Source organism: Curvibacter sp. Hmag1.1 (genome assembly GCF_059769165.1).
The window spans coordinates 2,137,903-2,153,586 of sequence record NZ_JBMBGX010000002.1 but is presented as its reverse complement, the minus strand read 5'-3'; the positions used below and the strand labels follow the sequence as shown (position 1 = coordinate 2,153,586).

The window sequence follows — 15,684 nt, the reverse complement described above, 5'->3', positions numbered from 1 at the left end:
GGGCTCCTTACAGGCCAAGCTCGCTGAGCGAGGGGTAGTCATCCGGCCGGCGCACGCCGCTCCAGAGGAGCTTGCGGTCGGGCTCGGCAATGGGCAGGTCATTGATGCTGGCAATGCGGCGTTGCATCAGGCCTTGCGGGTTGAATTCCCAGTTCTCGTTGCCGTAGCTGCGGAACCACTGACCTTGGGCGTCGCGCCATTCGTAAGCAAAACGCACAGCGATGCGGTTGCCCGCAAAGGCCCACAACTCTTTGACCAGGCGGTAGTCCAACTCGCGGCTCCATTTGAGGGTCAGAAAAGTGGTGATCTGTTCGCGGCCTTGTAGAAATTCGCTGCGGTTGCGCCACACGCTGTCAGGCGTGTAGGCCAGCGCCACGCGCACGGGGTCCTGGCTGTTCCAGCCGTCTTCAGCGAGCCGGACTTTGAGAGCCGCGGACTCGGCATCGAACGGAGGCAGCGGTGGCCGGGGTGTTTCGGGAGTGGACATGGGTACCTCCGATCTTTGCGCTATCAGGCAGCCAGCTTGGCATGGACTTGCGGGAAGTCGATGTCGGTCTCGGCCACGTTGTTGACGTAGTTGGTCAGCACGTTGAGTGACACGTTGACCACGATCTCGATGATGGCGGCTTCGTCAAAGCCAGCCAAACGCACGGCAGCCAACTGGGCGTCAGACACGCGGCCTCGGGCTTGGGCCACTTGCAGTGCGAAGCGCAGGGCGGCTTCCACCTGGGCGTCTTCGGAGTGGCCGTCGCGGGCGGCATTGAGCTCGGCGCGGCTGAGCTTGGCGACGTTGGCGCCCAGGTAGTCGTGCGCCGAGAGGCAGTAGTCACAGCCGTTGAATTCGGCCACGGCGAGCGCAATGCGCTCGCGCAGCTGTGCGGTCAGCTTGCCTTTGCCTACCGCGCCATTGAGAGACAAGTAGCCCTCCAGCGCGGCGGGGCTGTGGCCTACGAGCTTCATCAGGTTGGGCGTGACACCGAGGGACTTTTGCACAGCAGCCAGCAGGGGCTTGGAAGCTTCGACAGATTGTTCTAGGGTAGGGATGCTGATACGGGACATGGTGTTTTCCTTCAAGGGTTAAGGGCAGATCGCCCGGCTTCGCTGCACTGCGAACACGCAGTGGTCAGCGAATGGATGAACTGTATTTAGATAGCCAGAGAAATAGAATCAGCTTGATGTTGAATTCACTCTTCCACTAACTGGAACAATATGGACCGCTTTCACCTGATGAATGTGCTGGTGGCCGTTGTGGACGCCCAGGGATTCGCCGGAGCCGCGCGGAAGCTGGCCATCTCGCCGCCTGCCGTCACGCGGGCGGTGAACGAGCTGGAAGCCCACCTGGGCTTGCGCCTGCTGACGCGCACTACCCGAACAGTGCGGGTGACGGATGCGGGCGAACGCTATGTGCAGGACTGCCGGCGCATCCTGGCTGAAATGGCGGAGGCAGACGAATCCGTCACCGGCCAGCACCGCGCGCCGCGGGGGCGCCTGACCATCACAGCGCCGGTGTTGTTCGGATGCAAGTTTGTGACGCCCATCGTGCGTGAATACCTGGAGCGCTATCCGGAGGTGAACGCGTCCTGCATGTTCCTGGACCGTGTGGTGAACATGGTAGACGAAGGGGTGGACGTGGCCATCCGCATCGGCGAGTTGCCAGACTCCAGCATGCAAGCCATTCGCGTGGGCCAGGTGCGCCGGGTGGTGTGTGCGTCACCGGCGTACCTCAAGGAACACGGTATTCCGCTCACGCCGGACGATTTGCACCGGCACGCCATCGTCTCCACCAGCAGCCTGGCGCCCCATCTGGAGTGGCGTTTTCGGAATAACGGAGCTCCGCTCTCCATTCGCCTTCAGCCGCGCATGAGCACTACCACCAACGACTCAGCCATTGCTGCGGTGGTGGGTGGATTCGGGCTGACGCGCAGGCTGTCTTACCAAGTCGCGGAGGACTTGCGTGCGCGCAGGCTCAAAACCGTGCTGGCCGACTATGAGCCTGAGCCGGTCCCCATCCATGTGGTGCACCGCGAGGGCCGGCAGGCTGCGCAGCGGGTGCGGGCCTTCATCGACCTGGCCATTGAGCGGCTGCGCAGCGATCCGTCGCTGAATTGACAAGCTAGCCTGCCCTGACGCTCTACCATGGCGGCTCTAACAACGAGGAGTCCCCATGTTCAGCCACGTCATTGTTGGTGTTAACGACATCGAAGCGTCCAAGCGGTTTTATGACGCCCTGTTGGGCACCTTGGGCATCAAGCCCGGCATCCACAATAACAACGGCGTAGTGGACCGCTACTTCTACCGCACGCCCACCGGCAGCTTTGGCATTACCCAGCCACTGAATGGCCAGCCTGCTTGCGCAGCGAACGGCGGCACGATCGGCTTCACCATGGATTCGCCCGAGCAGGCGGCTGCGTTTCATGCCACCGGCATAGCCAACGGCGGCACCACCTGCGAAGACCCGCCCGGCTGGCGCGAGGGCTCGGTCGGCAAGCTCTACCTGGCCTACTTGCGCGACCCGGACGGCAACAAGCTCTGCGCCTTGCACCGTCCGCCCAAGGTGTAAACGCTACTGTTTTTGTAGCTGCTTGCGCACATTCCGCGAGCGCTAGCAGCCTATTTGGCTTCTAAAGTCTAGTTAGCCCAGTGTTGCACGTAGTCCGGCGCCGGCTTGCTGCCCAGCGCGTCGGGCACCGGCGCCATGCGCTGGCTACGCATGGGCAGCACGCCGGCCCATACGGGCAGGTGCAAATCTTCCGCATCGTCATTCGGGCCACCGCTGCGCACTTTGCATGCGGCCTCCTCCAGGCTGATGCGCATCACCGTGGTGGCGGCCAGCTCTTTGGCGTTGCCGGGGCGGGCTTGCTGCTCGCGGCCGGGGGCCAGGTGGCGCATCAAGGTGTCCAGTGCGGCGGCCTTGTCGTCCACCTTTTCAAACTGACCGTAGACCATGGCCGAGCGGTAGTTCATCGAATGGTTGAACGCCGAGCGCGCGAGCACCAGGCCGTCGATGTGCGTCACCGTCACGCAGGCTTGGGTGCCCTTGGCCAACAGCTTGATGAGCCGCCCGCCGTTGGAGCCATGGATGTAGAGGTACTCGCCCTCGCGCCAGCAGGCGGTGGGGATGCAGTGGGTGCCTTTGTCGTCCACAAACGCGACGTGGCACACATAGGCCGCGTCCAGCACGGCGTGCAGGGTGCTGCGGTGGTAATCAGCGTTTTCGGCGATGCGGCGGATGCGGGTGCGGTCGCTGGGTGGGGTGGCTTTGGTGTTGGATGCGGTCATGGAGACAAGGGTGGCAATGAAGGAAATGGATGAAGCAATGCCGCAATGTAGGTTTTTTGTGGTTCCAAATTAAGATCCATCAATGCACTATTTTTTGGTGCCACACATTAAAGGGCCCGCTGTGGACTACCAACTGCTATTCACCACCTACACCGCGATGCCGGCGCATGCGCGCTGGTCGCGCCAGCGGCAGTTGCACGAGTGTTTGCGCAGTGCCATCCGCAGCGGCACGCTGCGCGGTGGTGCGCGTCTGCCGGCTACGCGCACGCTGGCAAACGAACTGGGCCTGTCGCGCAACACGGTGCTCTACGCCTACGACCAGCTGGCCACCGAGGGCTTTGTGTTGCCCGACCGGCGTGGCACGGTGGTAGCAGGCGCCGCAGCACGCACGGCCCTGCCGGCGCCTGCGGCCACGCCGCTGCGCGTGGGCCTGTCGCGCCGCGCTCTGGCTGTGCCCACGCGCGATGCACCGGAGACGCCGGCTGCCTTTGCACCCGGTGTGCCCGCGCTCAAGGAATTTCCGGCCACGCTGTGGCGGCGCCTGATGGACCGCGCCTGGAAGAGCCTGCGCACCGAGCAGCTGAACTACGCGCCCCACACCGGCGAGCCCGCACTGCGCGAGGCCATTGCCAACCACCTGCGCGTGGCCCGTGGTGCCCGGCTGGATGCAAACCAAGTGTTCATTACCGATGGCACGCAAAACAGCCTGGACCTGTGTGCCCAGGCCTTTGCCGATGCGGGCGACAAGGTGTGGATCGAGAGCCCCGGTTACCTGGGCGCGCTGGCCGCCTTCAAGGCCGCGCAGCTCAAGCCCATGGGTATCGTGGTGGATGGCGAGGGCATGGCGCCCACTGCCGCCGACTGGCAGCGCCACCCGCCCAAACTGATTTACGTGACACCCTCGCACCAGTACCCCACCGGCAGTGTGCTGAGCTTGCAGCGGCGCCTGGACTTGATTGCCAACGCGCGTGCGGCGCAGGCCTTGATCATTGAAGACGACTACGACAGCGAGTTCCGCCATGACGGGCCACCGCTCTCGTGCATGCAGGGCCTGGAGGTGGATGCGCCGGTGCTCTACCTGGGTACCTTCAGCAAAACCATGTTTCCGGCACTGCGGCTGGGCTTTGTGGTGGTGCCGGCTGCGCTGGTGGAGCCGCTGAGTGCCCTGCTGGCCCGCACCGCGCCACGCGGGCGCGCGGCAGAACAACTGGCGCTGGCCGAGTTCATGCAGAGCGGGCAGTTCAGCCTGCACCTGCGGCGCATGCGCCGCCTCTACCGTCAGCGGCGCGACGCGCTGGTGGCCGCGCTGGAGCAGCAACTGGGCGATGTGGCCGATGTGTACGGCGGCTCGGCCGGCATGCACCTGGCGCTGAGATTACGCAACCCCCAAGCGGACGACGCCGCCATGAGCAAGCAACTCCTCTCACTGGGCGTGGTCGCCCCCGCCCTGAGCCCCCAAGCCGTGGGCCAGCGCGTGCAGCCATGGCGCGGTTTTTTGCTGGGCTACGCGCAGGTGCCGGTGGAGCAGATGCCCAAGCTCGTTGGGCATCTGGCGAAGGTGGTGAAGAGCAAAGCCCACTAAGTGCAAGCCTCGCACAGGCCTTGTCAGTGGGCTGTGCGAAATTCAGCCCAAGTGCTTGCCGAAAAAGCGCAGGGTGCGATCCCACGCTTGTTGGGCCCACACGGGGTCGTACTGCGTGGCAGGAGTGCGGTGCGGGCCGACGGCTGTTTCGTTGGCGAAGGCGTGATGGGCCAGGTATCGATGGAACTCGTAGCCCACGCCAGCGGCGGTGAGCTTGGTTTCCAGGCCATCGACCACATCGATCTTGAAGAACTCGTCTTGCGTGGCCCAGTGGCCGAGCAGGGGCGCTTTGATTTTGCTGGCGTCGATGTAGTCCAGTGGCGGGCAACCGTACCAGACGGCGGCGGCATCCAGCTCAGGGGCTTGCGTAGCACCCAGCAGGGTGAGCGCGCCGCCCATGCAAAAGCCGGTGAGGCCGACCTTGGATGCGCGGGCTTTGAGGAACTGCACCGCACCGCGTATGTCCTGGCTGGCAGCGTCGCCAAAGTCCAGGCCGGTCATGAGGTGGTGGGCTTCTTCTGCCTCGACGGTGGCTTTGCCGCGGTAGAGGTCAGGCACCAGGGCCTGGTAGCCGGCTGTGGCCAGGCGGTCAGCCACGCCTTTGATCTGGTCGTTCAGGCCCCACCACTCCTGAATGACAACGACGGCCGGTGCGTTGCTGGTTGACTGTGGCGCTGTTGGTTCGGCCAGGTAGCCCTGTACGGTTTTTCCATCGGGGCGGGTGAATGTGACCATGGTTCCCATGCTTGCTCCTTCGAGTGTGTTGCGCGGTATTGTGGGCAGTTCACACGACTGAGAGCAGCGTGGGGGTATTGGCGCCGGCAGCCCGGCCGGTCAGGCTGCTGCGGCAGCGCGGGCTTTCATCTCTTCGATTTTGGGCTTCATGTAGAAGCCCATGAACAGGCCCACCAGCAAGCCGACGGGCAGCGAGCGGCTGAAGGCGCGCCACCAGAAGCCGAACCAGCTGGCGTCCAGCGGGTTGCTGATGACGGCGATGACTGCAGCCAACAAGCTCTCAATGAACAAAGCGCCCAACAGGGACACCACCAGCTTGAGCATGTTGCCCCGCAGCTGGGGAGCTATGCGGGCCAGCAACTTTTCGATCTGAACCATGCCCATCAGGATCACGGGCAGAAAGATGATGCTGGTGGCGAAGTTGCGTGCCCAGGTGGGCAGAAATGGCGTACCGGCTTGTGCGTTGGCCCAGGTCATGAAGACGCTGAGCAACAGGGCCACGGTGGGCAGGATGAGGATGCCGGGGAAGAGTTTTTTAAATGCGGGTGTTGGCATGGATTCGTTGATAGTTGACAATATCAACATTATAGAAAATATTGGTTGAACTTGTCAACCATCCAATCCCATGGCCGCTCCCAACTCCTCTTCCAGCCCGGTGGACGATCCCGCCGTTTCCGGCTTCGTGGCGCTGATGACCATCTCAGGGCAGGCGCAGCAGTTGCTCAAGGCGCGCATGCAGGACACCACCCTGGCGGGCTTGGGGCCCTTGCACATGCACGCGCTGTGCCTGTGTCAACAGCAGCCCGGTGCACCACAGCAAGCCCTGGTGCAGGCGCTGGGCCGCGACAAGGGCCAGATGGCCCGCCTGATCCGCGACCTGGAAGACCACGGCCTGCTCACCCGCAACACCGACGAGCGCGACCGCCGGGTCTGGCGCCTGTACCTGACACCAGAGGGCGCAAAGCGCAGCGCCTGGTTCAGCGCGTTGGAAGCGCAAGTGGCCCAAGACCTGATGGGGCACCTGAGCCCGGAAGACAGCGAGGTGGTCGGTCGGGTGCTGCAGTCGGTGCAGGCTAAGCTGGACGAGCTGAACAACAGCCTCTGACTCACCAAGGGAGAAAACAAGATGTACCGATTTCTGACACGGGCGGCGTGCTGCCTCTTTGCACTCTGGGGAAGCACTGTGCATTCCATGGAGCTGGCGGCACACGGCAACACAATCATTCTCTCGGGGCCTGTGGTCGGTACCGAGCTGGTCATGGTGAAAGACGCCTTCGCCGCCAATCCGAAGATCGATCTCGTGGTCTTGCGCAACTCGCATGGTGGTGAGGCATGGACGGGGTACCGGGTCGGCGAGTTCTTGCGCGATGCCGGAGTGACCACTGCGGTGTCGGGCTACTGCATATCGTCGTGCTCGCGCATGTTTCTGGGAGGCAAGCAGCGGCTGTTCACCGACGACTACCCGGCGGACCGCACTTATGTCGGTTTTCATGGCCACTACAGTGCAGATGGCAATCTGGACCGGACTTCCGTGCAAAAGGGCGGTCTCTACACCTGGATACTGAAATACTCAGACGGTAAGGCCGACCCGGATTTGGTCAAGCGCTGGATAGCGATCGAAAAGAACAAAGGCGCTGCCAATTTCTTTCATCCCGATGTAAGCACCACCTTGGGCAATAGCCTGTTTTTCTGTGATGGCCAGACTGCACAGAACCCCACCAGCTGCGAGCCTATTGCGACGAATGCGCTGGAGCGCGGGGTCATCACCGATGTGCGGCGCGTTTCCAGCCCGGACCAAAGCACGCTGCCCGGGCGTCAGCGGGCGCTGCAGTTTCCGCCCAGCGGCTATGCAGCATTGGCGGACCTTGCCAAGCTCCCACTGGAGTCAGCGGCTGGCACCGAACAATACCAACGGTATCTGCAGGCAAAGCCGCCCAGAGCGTTTGCCGTAGCACCCACACGCCAACACTGGGGATGGGTGTCAGGCGGTACCGATGACGTAAACGCTGCCGCCCTGAAGCGCTGTGAAGACCGCGCCAAACAAGTCTGCGTGTTGTACAGCGTGGACGACAACGTGGTCTTCCACTAATTCAGTATTTCCACCCGCAGCACATTCGCATAACCCAGCACTTCAGGCCAGGCCTCAACCGCTTGAAGCGCCGGGCGCAAATCACGTAAAGCCTTTGGCTGGGTGAACAGCACCAGGCAGGGTTGCACCGCATCAGCCGGGTGGGGCAGTACCTCCATGCGCTGCACCTGCACACCTGCCAGGGCCAGCGCTTGCAGCACGCGCGGCACGGTGGCATCCGGGCGACTCAGGTCCAACCGTACATAGAAGGTGCTTTGCACATCGTCACCCGCCACCACCGGCATGGCAGACAATGCACCGCTCTGAAAACCGAGCGCGGGCACACGTTGCGCCGGTGGCAGGCTGGCGCTACGGGCCAGGTCCACCAGATCGGCAATGACGGCTGAGCCGGTTTGCTCAGCCCCCGCACCAGCGCCGTAGTACAGGGTGATGCCCGCCGCATCGCTCTTGACCATGACCGCATTCATGCTGCCGTGTACTTGGGCCAGCAGGTGGTCTGCGGATAAGAGCGTGGGGTGCACGCGCAGCTCCAGCGCGTTACCACGCCGCTTGGCAATGCCCAGCAGCTTCACGCGGTAGCCCCAGCGCTCGGCAAAGGCCACGTCTGCCGCGTCCAGATCGGTAATGCCGTGCACCTGCACATCGGCAAATTGCGGCGGCACACCAAAGGCGTTAGCAGCCAGCAGGGTGAGCTTGTGGGCGGCATCGGTGCCTTGCACGTCGAAGGCGGGATCGGCCTCTGCGTAGCCCAGGGCTTGGGCCTCGGCCAGTGCCGTGGCAAAGCTCAGGCCGCGCTCGCGCATGGCGGAGAGGATGAAGTTGGTGGTGCCGTTGATGATGCCCGCCACCCACTCGATGCGGTTGGCGGTGAGCCCTTCGCGCAGCGCCTTGATGATGGGGATGCTCACCGCCACCGCACCTTCATAAGCCACCACCACGCCACGCGCCTGCGCTGCGGCAAAGATCTCGCTACCATGCTCGGCCAGCAACGCTTTGTTGGCGGTGACCACGTGCTTGCCATTGGCAATGGCCTGCAGCACCAGGGTGCGGGCCAGCGTGGTGCCGCCCATGACCTCAACCACGACATCCACCTCGGGGTTGTGGATCAGGGCCTGGGCGTCGTCGGTGAGCTGCACGCGCACGCTGCTCGATTCGCCCAACAGCTGCGCCAGCGTGGCGGCGGCGCGGGGGAGGTTGCGCACGGCAACCATGCGCACCTCGATGCGGCGGCCGGCGCGCGCGGCAATCAACTCCGCATTACGCAGCAAGACGGCCAGAGTGCCGCCGCCTACTGTGCCCAGCCCCAAGAGGCCGACGCGCAAGGGCGCAGGCGCTGCCGGGGCGGCGCGACCGGCAGGGCTGCCAGCGGAAAGGGTGAAGTGATCTTGGTACATGGGTGTCTCCGGAACAGTTGCAGACCCTGCTGCCGGGGCCGGGGTCTTCTGCGGAGGAAACACCAGGTGGCAGCCGGAACGGCCACCTGCACGACTCAGGTGGCCGTGGTGCTAATGGTGGTAATGGGGTTGCGCAGGTCTGCCTTGCTCGCCCGGGCGCGGGGAGAAGAGGGGCAGAAGTGGCGCAACATGGGCGCAGCATAGCACATTCAATTTGCTCCGCGCGGAGCACTTTGAAAATTGCCTTGAGCGGAAGAACTCGTAAAAACTACAAGCCAAACTAGGCAAAACGGCACGGTCCATGCATGATGAACGTCGTTGGAGCCCCAGTGCGCACTGCGCGGCACCATTTCAGGTAGGCGCTTCGCCTTGCAAGCCAAACAACGTCAGGACTGGGTGACATGGCAAAGGTAATCATCATCGGCGGTGGTGTCGCGGGCATGAGCGCGGCACATGAACTGATTGAGCGGGGCTTTGAAGTCGAAGTCTTCGAACGCAACCCGGACTACGTGGGTGGCAAAGCGCGCAGCGTGGATGTGCCGGGGTCCGACCAGACGGTGCCCGGCCGCTTCCTGCCCGGGGAACACGGGTTCCGGTTCTTCCCCGGCTTTTATGCCCACGTCACCGACACCATGAAGCGCATTCCGATGGGTGCCGGCGTGTCGGTGATGGACAACCTGGTGAGCACCCTGACGGTGCTGATCTCGCAGGCCGAGAACAAGCCCATTCTGGTGCCGGTGAACTTTCCGCGATCGCTCAAGGACGTGAAGCAGCTCTTCAGCGGCTTTCAGGCCATGAGCGAAGAGCTGAGTGAAGACGACATCGCCTACTTTTCGGGCCGCGTGTGGCGCCTGATGACCAGTTGCCAGGCGCGCTTTGACCAGGAGTACGACAACATCAGCTGGTGGGACTTCACTGGCGCGGCCAACCGCAGCCCGGCCTACCAGAAGCTGCTGGCCGGTGGCCTGACGCGCAGCCTGGTGGCATGCAAGGCCCACACCGCTAGCACCCGCACGGGGGGCGCCATCTTTTTGCAACTGATTTACCTGATGCTGGAAGCTGGGGCCCAGCGCACCGACCGTGTGCTGAACGGCCCCACCAACGAGGCCTGGCTCACCCCTTGGCACCAGCACCTGTTGAGTAGCGGCGTGAAATACCAGCGCGGCACCACCGTGACCGCACTCAAGGTGGATGCGGGCAAGGTGGCAGGCATCGAGTTCCGGCGGGACGGCAGTGCCCAGACCGAGGTGGCGCGCGCTGACCACTATGTGCTGGCCGTGCCGGTGGAGCGTGCTGCCACGCTGGTTAACAAGGACTTGCTGGCGCTGGACCCGACGCTGGCCAACATCATCAAACTCGCGCCCAATGTGGAGTGGATGAACGGCATCCAGTTCTTCTTGAACACCGAGCTCAAGATGCACCTGGGCCACACGATTTACGCGGACAGCAACTGGGCGCTGACCAGCATTTCGCAGAAGCAGTTCTGGTCCAACTACGAGCTCAAGGGCCGCGGCAAGGGCGATGTGCTGTCGGTGTTGTCGGTGGATATTTCGGACTGGGAGAGCCCGGGCGACTTCAACCAGAAGGCCGCGCAGGACTGCACACCCGATGAAATCAAAGATGAGGTGTGGGCCCAGCTCAAGGCGGAACTCAACAGCCACGGAACCACCGTGCTGCGCGACGACATGGTGTCTGCCTGGTACCTGGACAGCAGCATCGTGCCGCTGGACGGCGCGATGACGGACGCGATGCTCGAAGGCCTGACCATGGAGGAGCAGGACAAGCTGCAAAAGGTCATCAACCTGGAACCCCTGCTGGTAAACCAGTGCAACACCTGGAAGATCCGCCCCAACGCGACCACCAAGGTGCCCAACCTGTTTCTGGCCAGTGACTACGTCAAGACCTACACCGACTTGGCCACCATGGAGGGTGCCAACGAGGCGGCCCGGCGCGCGGTGAACGGCATTCTGAAAGCCACCCGCAGCAAAGCACCACCGTGCGACGTGTGGGAGCTGCGTACGCCCTGGTTGCTGAAGGTGTTCCGGGCGGCGGATTTCTGTGCTCTGATGGCCGGCAATGTGTGGCGCAGCATCACCGGAACCAAGGGCGCGACCTCATGAAAGCTTTCTGGGTCAGCCTGCGGGGCACATTGCGCAGCAGCGGCGAGGGCCGCGATGGTGACAAGCTCAACCTGCTGATCGTGTTCCATTGGATCGTGACGGTGTTTTCGCTGTTCTACAGCCTGGTGAGTTGGTGGATCAACTTCCACCCCGGCATGATCATCATGGCGGCCAATGCGGTGCTGTTGCTGCTGAACCTGGCTTACCTCAAGCACAGCGGCCGCTTCCAGTTGGCGACACACACGTTCTTGCTGACCAATTGCCTGGTAGCGGTGCTGGGCAGCACCTGGTTTTCAGGCGGCTTGTTTTCGCCCGTGGTGTCGTGGTTCGGACTTGCCCCCATGGCCGCCACGCTGCTGTTGGGCTTTAACCGGGCCACCTTTGTCTGGCTGTGCATTGCCATGGCCTGCCTGGTGGGCGTGGGCTGGACGTCTTACACCGGCTGGGGCGCACCGGTGCTGTACGACGCACGCTTCAATGCTTTTTTCGCCTTCGTCTCGCTGCTGGGGAACATGCTGCTCTTGTTCTTTTTGACGCAGATTTTTGAATCGGTCAAAAACCACGCGCTCACGGAATCGGATGCGCGCAACCGCGAGCTCAAGGAAGCGATCAAGCGGCTCAACGAAATCCGCAACCAACTGGTGCAGCAAGAAAAGCTGGCCTCGCTGGGTTCGTTGGTGGCCGGTGTGGCGCATGAGCTGAACACCCCGATCGGCAACGCCCTGACCACTGCCACCACCCTGCAAGACGCCGCAGAAGAACTCCAGCGCCATGTGGAGCGGGGTGACTTGCGCAAATCCTACCTGCTGGACTATGTGAGCAACAGCATTGCCATGCATGCGCTGATCACCCGCTCGTGCGAGCGCGCTGCCACCCTGATTTCCAGCTTCAAGCGGGTTGCGGTGGACCAGACCTCGGAGCAGCGGCGCCCATTCGATGTACGGGCGCTGATCGAGGACAACGTCAACACGCTCATGCCCAGCTTCAAGACGTCGAATGTACTGCTAGAGGTGGATGTGCCGCCCCACATTGAGTGCGACAGCTACCCGGGGCCGCTGGGGCAAGTCATCGCCAACCTGCTGCAAAACGCGCTGATGCATGCCTTTGGCGAGAGAGAAGAGCGCGAGGTCCGCATCTCTGCCACCAGGGAATTTGACCGGGTGCGCATAGTGGTGGCTGACAACGGCGTGGGAATGGATGCGCAAACGCTGCCGCGCATCTTTGACCCGTTTTTTACGACGCGCCTCGGCCAGGGCGGCTCGGGTCTGGGCTTGGCGGTATCGCAAAACATCATGGTGGCGGTGCTGGGCGGCACCATCACCGTCAGCTCGCAACCGGGCAGCGGGTCGCGCTTCACACTGACCTTTCCGCTGCACGCACCGGTGCGTGACGAGCACACACCGGTCTCTGCCTTTATGAGCCTGTGAAGCACTGCGGATTTGCGGCGCCACTGTGACTCGCGGCGGGCTGCGACAATCCCCCCTTCCCTCAACGACGGCGACGCCCAAGAAACCCTTTCATGTCTGATAACTACAAAATCGCCGCAGAAGCCCGCGAAGCCGCATTGTGCGAATCCTGCCGCGGTATCCAGCGCGATTGGCGCCGCGCCCCTGGCCATGCTGAACTCGTGCAAGGCGAGAACCGTAAAGAAGACCGTGACGGCCATTCGGTCACCGTCACCCGCTACCGCTGCGCCCGCTGTGCATCCATCTGGGATTACGAAAACAACAAGTCCAACCAACGGGCGGGCTGGTCGCTGCCCCGCCGATGAAAGCGCCACCCAGGCTGGAGTCGCTGCTTGAAGAGGGTCTGATCGACACCGTGGTGCGCCAGCTCATGAGCGGCAAGGAAGCCATGGTATTTGTGGTGCGCTCGGGCGAGCACACCTTGTGCGCCAAGATTTACAAAGAGGCGAACAACCGCAGCTTCCGCCAGGCCGTGGACTACACCGAGAACCGCAAGGTCAAAAATTCGCGCTCCGCTCGGGCCATGGCCAAGGGCAGCAAGTTCGGTCGGCAAGAGCAGGAAGCCGCGTGGCAAAGCGCTGAGGTGGATGCGCTGTACCGCTTGGCCGCTGCCGGCGTGCGCGTGCCACAGCCGTACAACTTTCATGATGGCGTGCTCCTGATGGAGCTGGTGACTGACGCCCATGGCGACGCCGCCCCCCGGCTGAACGACGTGGCGTTTACCGAAGCGCAAGCGCTGCAACACCACGCCACGCTGATCGGCGAGGTGGTACGTATGCTGTGTGCGGGCGTGGTGCACGGGGATTTGTCGGAATTCAACATCTTGCTGGCACACATTCCGGGGACAGATGGCGAGGCAGGAGCGGACGAACCGGTCATCATCGACCTGCCGCAGGCCGTGGACGCTGCCGGCAACAACCATGCCCAGCGCATGCTGATGCGCGACGTGGGCAACCTGCGGGACTTTTTTGGCCAGTTTGCACCTGCACTGCTACAGACCGACTTCGGCCCGGAAATCTGGAGCCTGTACCAAGGCGGCTTGCTGAGCAACGACACCCCGCTCACCGGCCACTACGAGCGCGCCCATGCCGATGTGGACATGCAAGCCGTGCTGCGCGAGATTGACGACGCGCGGGCCGAAGATGCCGCACGGCGCCTGCGCATGGCGGGGGCTACCACCCCATTCAAACCGTAAAGAGACACGCCGATGAAATTCAAGATGGCCCCCAATTCGCTGTTTGCAATCCTGTTGCGCAACCCGTGGTGGTACAGCTTTGTGCTGGTGGCGGTGATCTGTGCCATTTCTGCAGCGCTGTTGCCCAAGGATTTGGTGGTGTTTGGCGTGATAGGGGCGTTTCCGTTTGTGGTGACGGGTGGCGTGGCACTCAAAAGGCAATGGAACATGCCCTCAGCCGCGGCTGTGGAAGCGGAAATGGCGAGGATGGCAGGCTTGTCCTGGCGAGATTTCTCCAAGGAGTTAGAGGTCCGGCTTATCGAGCAGGGCTATGTGGTGACGCGTTTGCCTGAAAAAGGCGCGTCGGCATCCGGTGCGGTGAGTGCGGCCGACTTCCGTTTGGAAAAAGCCGGGCAGGTCACGCTGGTGGCTGCCAAACGCTACAAGGCAGCAACCCATGGCGTGGAGGCGCTGGAAGCGTTGGTGGCGCAGAAAGAGGCCATGGGTGCTGACCATGTGCTGTATGTTTGCCTGGGCTCATTGAGTCAGCAGGCGGCGAAGTTTGCCAAAGATCACGCTGTGAAAGTGGGCCTGTGACGCGAGACTTTGCTGCGCCGCACGCCGTGTCGCGCCTGCGGGCCGAGCGGTTGGCCCGTAGCAGCAAGCCCTTTCTGGCCCGTGGTGGCATGAAAGGCGAGCGCTGTCCGGGCTGCCGCATCAACCCCGCCCACTGCATTTGCAGCATGCGCCCGCAACTGCCGGTAAACGCCGGGGTGTGTCTGATCATGGCGGACATTGAAGCCCTCAAGCCCAGCAACACCGGCTGGCTGATTGCCGATGTGGTGCCCGACACCTGGGCCTTCGGCTGGGCCCGCACGGACGTAGACCCCGCGCTGCTGGCCCTGCTGGCCGACCCGCAATGGCAGCCGTATGTGGTGTTCCCCGGCGAGTTTGTGGCACCGGGCCGGGTGGTGAACTCACTGCCTGCTGCGCAGGATTTGCCTACCGGCAAACGCCCGCTTTTCATCCTGCTGGACGCCACCTGGCCCGAAGCCCGCAAGATGTTCCGCAAGAGCCCGTACCTGGACCGCTTTCCGGTACTCAGCCTGCAGCCTGAGCAAATTTCGCGCTACCGCCTGCGCCGCTCGCGCCGCGAAGACCACTTCTGCACCAGCGAAGTGGGCGCACTCTGCCTGGAACTGGCCGGCGAGACCCGCGCTGCGCAGGCGCTTGAAGCCTGGCTGGACGTTTACACCCACCATTACCTGCAGGCCAAGCACCAGTTGCCCCCGCACCTGGATACGCCCGCCCATTTGGTACTTCAGACGCTGGCCGCACATAGCGACGCCCGGCCGCTCCATACACTATGATTTTGATAGCTGCTTGCGCACATTCCATATGCGCCAGAGCCCGATTTAGCTCATAACAAGGGGAGACACCATGCCACACTTGGTCATTCTGTACACCGCCAACCTGGACCGTGAAGCCGATATCTCCGGCCTGTGTCGCAGCCTGTGCGACACCATGCTCGCCCAACGGGATGAGAGCGGCAAACAGGTCTTCCCCACCGGCGGCACGCGCGTGCTCGCCTACCCGGCCGCACACAGCGCCGTGGCAGACGGCAAGGGTGACTACGGCTTTTTGTATATGAACCTGCGCATGGCCAAGGGCCGCAGCCCGGTGGTGCACCAGCAGATGGGGGAGGCCCTCAAAGCCACGGTCGGCAGCTACCTGGCCGACGTACTCGCAAGTAAGCCGCTGGGCATTACGGTGCAGATCGACGAAGGGCACGAAGTGTTCGACGGCAAACACAGCACGCTGCACCCGCTGTTCAACAAAGCCTGA

18 protein-coding genes are annotated in these 15,684 nt (G+C 63.1%); 12 read left to right on the top strand and 6 right to left on the bottom strand.

The annotated features are described in order from the left end of the window. Positions 1-7: 7 nt before the first annotated feature. Together ACOAP0_RS10840 and ACOAP0_RS10835 are read right to left on the bottom strand one after the other, a co-directional pair. Positions 8-487, bottom strand: coding sequence for a nuclear transport factor 2 family protein (locus ACOAP0_RS10840; RefSeq protein WP_498376409.1), 480 nt, complete (start codon positions 485-487; stop codon positions 8-10). Between the two features lie 23 nt (positions 488-510). Continuing rightward, the gene (locus tag ACOAP0_RS10835) at positions 511-1,059 is read right to left on the bottom strand and encodes a carboxymuconolactone decarboxylase family protein (RefSeq protein WP_498376408.1); all 549 of its coding nucleotides are present in this window, start codon (positions 1,057-1,059) and stop codon (positions 511-513) included. Between the two features lie 150 nt (positions 1,060-1,209). Here ACOAP0_RS10835 and ACOAP0_RS10830 point away from each other — a divergent pair, with 150 nt between their 5' ends. Further along, complete coding sequence (locus tag ACOAP0_RS10830) at positions 1,210-2,109, top strand: LysR family transcriptional regulator (protein ID WP_498376407.1); 900 nt, start codon at positions 1,210-1,212, stop codon at positions 2,107-2,109. A 55-nt stretch (positions 2,110-2,164) separates the two neighbouring features. Continuing rightward, positions 2,165-2,560 (top strand): VOC family protein, encoded by a 396-nt coding sequence (locus ACOAP0_RS10825; protein ID WP_498376406.1) that lies wholly within the window; start codon positions 2,165-2,167, stop codon positions 2,558-2,560. 68 nt (positions 2,561-2,628) lie between these two features. Here the strand turns inward: ACOAP0_RS10825 and ACOAP0_RS10820 are convergent, their stop codons facing one another. After that, positions 2,629-3,279: a pyridoxamine 5'-phosphate oxidase family protein gene (locus tag ACOAP0_RS10820; protein ID WP_498376405.1), complete on the bottom strand. Its 651-nt coding sequence runs from the start codon at positions 3,277-3,279 to the stop codon at positions 2,629-2,631. A gap of 121 nt (positions 3,280-3,400) precedes the next feature. Here ACOAP0_RS10820 and pdxR point away from each other — a divergent pair, with 121 nt between their 5' ends. Next, the gene (gene pdxR, locus ACOAP0_RS10815) at positions 3,401-4,861 is read left to right on the top strand and encodes a MocR-like pyridoxine biosynthesis transcription factor PdxR (protein ID WP_498376404.1); all 1,461 of its coding nucleotides are present in this window, start codon (positions 3,401-3,403) and stop codon (positions 4,859-4,861) included. A 42-nt stretch (positions 4,862-4,903) separates the two neighbouring features. On the opposite strand, the gene ACOAP0_RS10810 is transcribed toward pdxR, so the two are convergent. Together ACOAP0_RS10810 and ACOAP0_RS10805 are read right to left on the bottom strand one after the other, a co-directional pair. Beyond that, positions 4,904-5,605 (bottom strand): dienelactone hydrolase family protein, encoded by a 702-nt coding sequence (locus tag ACOAP0_RS10810; protein ID WP_498376403.1) that lies wholly within the window; start codon positions 5,603-5,605, stop codon positions 4,904-4,906. A 90-nt stretch (positions 5,606-5,695) separates the two neighbouring features. Further along, positions 5,696-6,151 carry a hypothetical protein gene (locus ACOAP0_RS10805; protein WP_498376402.1) on the bottom strand — a complete coding sequence of 152 codons (456 nt, stop codon included), beginning with the start codon at positions 6,149-6,151 and terminating at the stop codon, positions 5,696-5,698. A gap of 70 nt (positions 6,152-6,221) precedes the next feature. Between ACOAP0_RS10805 and ACOAP0_RS10800 the strand changes: the two genes are divergently transcribed. Beyond that, positions 6,222-6,701 carry a MarR family winged helix-turn-helix transcriptional regulator gene (locus ACOAP0_RS10800; protein WP_498376401.1) on the top strand — a complete coding sequence of 160 codons (480 nt, stop codon included), beginning with the start codon at positions 6,222-6,224 and terminating at the stop codon, positions 6,699-6,701. 21 nt (positions 6,702-6,722) lie between these two features. Continuing rightward, positions 6,723-7,685: a hypothetical protein gene (locus tag ACOAP0_RS10795; RefSeq protein WP_498376400.1), complete on the top strand. Its 963-nt coding sequence runs from the start codon at positions 6,723-6,725 to the stop codon at positions 7,683-7,685. Here ACOAP0_RS10795 and ACOAP0_RS10790 read toward each other — a convergent pair. Then, a complete protein-coding gene (locus tag ACOAP0_RS10790; protein ID WP_498376399.1) occupies positions 7,682-9,079 on the bottom strand; it encodes a homoserine dehydrogenase in 1,398 nt (465 codons plus the stop codon). The two genes, ACOAP0_RS10795 and ACOAP0_RS10790, sit on opposite strands and share 4 nt — an antisense overlap. A 401-nt stretch (positions 9,080-9,480) precedes the next feature. On the opposite strand from ACOAP0_RS10790, the gene ACOAP0_RS10785 reads away from it, so the two are divergent. The 7 genes from ACOAP0_RS10785 (at position 9,481) to ACOAP0_RS10755 (ending at position 15,684) form a co-directional block, all read left to right on the top strand. Continuing rightward, the gene (locus ACOAP0_RS10785) at positions 9,481-11,199 is read left to right on the top strand and encodes a hydroxysqualene dehydroxylase (protein ID WP_498391405.1); all 1,719 of its coding nucleotides are present in this window, start codon (positions 9,481-9,483) and stop codon (positions 11,197-11,199) included. Continuing rightward, positions 11,196-12,626 carry a sensor histidine kinase gene (locus tag ACOAP0_RS10780; RefSeq protein WP_498376396.1) on the top strand — a complete coding sequence of 477 codons (1,431 nt, stop codon included), beginning with the start codon at positions 11,196-11,198 and terminating at the stop codon, positions 12,624-12,626. The genes ACOAP0_RS10785 and ACOAP0_RS10780 overlap by 4 nt, the downstream gene beginning before the upstream one ends. Positions 12,627-12,718: 92 nt before the next feature. Beyond that, on the top strand, positions 12,719-12,970 hold the full coding sequence (locus ACOAP0_RS10775; RefSeq protein WP_087495867.1) for a hypothetical protein: 252 nt from the start codon (positions 12,719-12,721) through the stop codon (positions 12,968-12,970). Further along, positions 12,967-13,860 carry a PA4780 family RIO1-like protein kinase gene (locus tag ACOAP0_RS10770; RefSeq protein ID WP_498376395.1) on the top strand — a complete coding sequence of 298 codons (894 nt, stop codon included), beginning with the start codon at positions 12,967-12,969 and terminating at the stop codon, positions 13,858-13,860. The genes ACOAP0_RS10775 and ACOAP0_RS10770 overlap by 4 nt, the downstream gene beginning before the upstream one ends. Positions 13,861-13,872: 12 nt before the next feature. Further along, complete coding sequence (locus tag ACOAP0_RS10765) at positions 13,873-14,436, top strand: restriction endonuclease (RefSeq protein ID WP_498376394.1); 564 nt, start codon at positions 13,873-13,875, stop codon at positions 14,434-14,436. After that, a complete protein-coding gene (locus ACOAP0_RS10760) occupies positions 14,433-15,209 on the top strand; it encodes a tRNA-uridine aminocarboxypropyltransferase (protein WP_498376393.1) in 777 nt (258 codons plus the stop codon). Before ACOAP0_RS10765 ends, ACOAP0_RS10760 begins: the two co-directional genes overlap by 4 nt. 70 nt (positions 15,210-15,279) lie before the next feature. Further along, positions 15,280-15,684: a 5-carboxymethyl-2-hydroxymuconate isomerase gene (locus tag ACOAP0_RS10755; protein WP_498376392.1), complete on the top strand. Its 405-nt coding sequence runs from the start codon at positions 15,280-15,282 to the stop codon at positions 15,682-15,684.

Bases quoted from the DNA above. Each gene is read 5' to 3' on its own strand.
- ACOAP0_RS10840 (WP_498376409.1), bottom strand. From the start codon at position 487: ATGTCCACTCCCGAAACACCCCGGCCACCGCTGCCTCCGTTCGATGCC.
- ACOAP0_RS10835 (WP_498376408.1), bottom strand. From the start codon at position 1,059: ATGTCCCGTATCAGCATCCCTACCCTAGAACAATCTGTCGAAGCTTCC.
- ACOAP0_RS10830 (WP_498376407.1), top strand. From the start codon at position 1,210: ATGGACCGCTTTCACCTGATGAATGTGCTGGTGGCCGTTGTGGACGCC.
- ACOAP0_RS10825 (WP_498376406.1), top strand. From the start codon at position 2,165: ATGTTCAGCCACGTCATTGTTGGTGTTAACGACATCGAAGCGTCCAAG.
- ACOAP0_RS10820 (WP_498376405.1), bottom strand. From the start codon at position 3,279: ATGACCGCATCCAACACCAAAGCCACCCCACCCAGCGACCGCACCCGC.
- ACOAP0_RS10810 (WP_498376403.1), bottom strand. From the start codon at position 5,605: ATGGGAACCATGGTCACATTCACCCGCCCCGATGGAAAAACCGTACAG.
- ACOAP0_RS10805 (WP_498376402.1), bottom strand. From the start codon at position 6,151: ATGCCAACACCCGCATTTAAAAAACTCTTCCCCGGCATCCTCATCCTG.
- ACOAP0_RS10800 (WP_498376401.1), top strand. From the start codon at position 6,222: ATGGCCGCTCCCAACTCCTCTTCCAGCCCGGTGGACGATCCCGCCGTT.
- ACOAP0_RS10795 (WP_498376400.1), top strand. From the start codon at position 6,723: ATGTACCGATTTCTGACACGGGCGGCGTGCTGCCTCTTTGCACTCTGG.
- ACOAP0_RS10790 (WP_498376399.1), bottom strand. From the start codon at position 9,079: ATGTACCAAGATCACTTCACCCTTTCCGCTGGCAGCCCTGCCGGTCGC.
- ACOAP0_RS10785 (WP_498391405.1), top strand. From the start codon at position 9,481: ATGGCAAAGGTAATCATCATCGGCGGTGGTGTCGCGGGCATGAGCGCG.
- ACOAP0_RS10780 (WP_498376396.1), top strand. From the start codon at position 11,196: ATGAAAGCTTTCTGGGTCAGCCTGCGGGGCACATTGCGCAGCAGCGGC.
- ACOAP0_RS10775 (WP_087495867.1), top strand. From the start codon at position 12,719: ATGTCTGATAACTACAAAATCGCCGCAGAAGCCCGCGAAGCCGCATTG.
- ACOAP0_RS10770 (WP_498376395.1), top strand. From the start codon at position 12,967: ATGAAAGCGCCACCCAGGCTGGAGTCGCTGCTTGAAGAGGGTCTGATC.
- ACOAP0_RS10765 (WP_498376394.1), top strand. From the start codon at position 13,873: ATGAAATTCAAGATGGCCCCCAATTCGCTGTTTGCAATCCTGTTGCGC.
- ACOAP0_RS10755 (WP_498376392.1), top strand. From the start codon at position 15,280: ATGCCACACTTGGTCATTCTGTACACCGCCAACCTGGACCGTGAAGCC.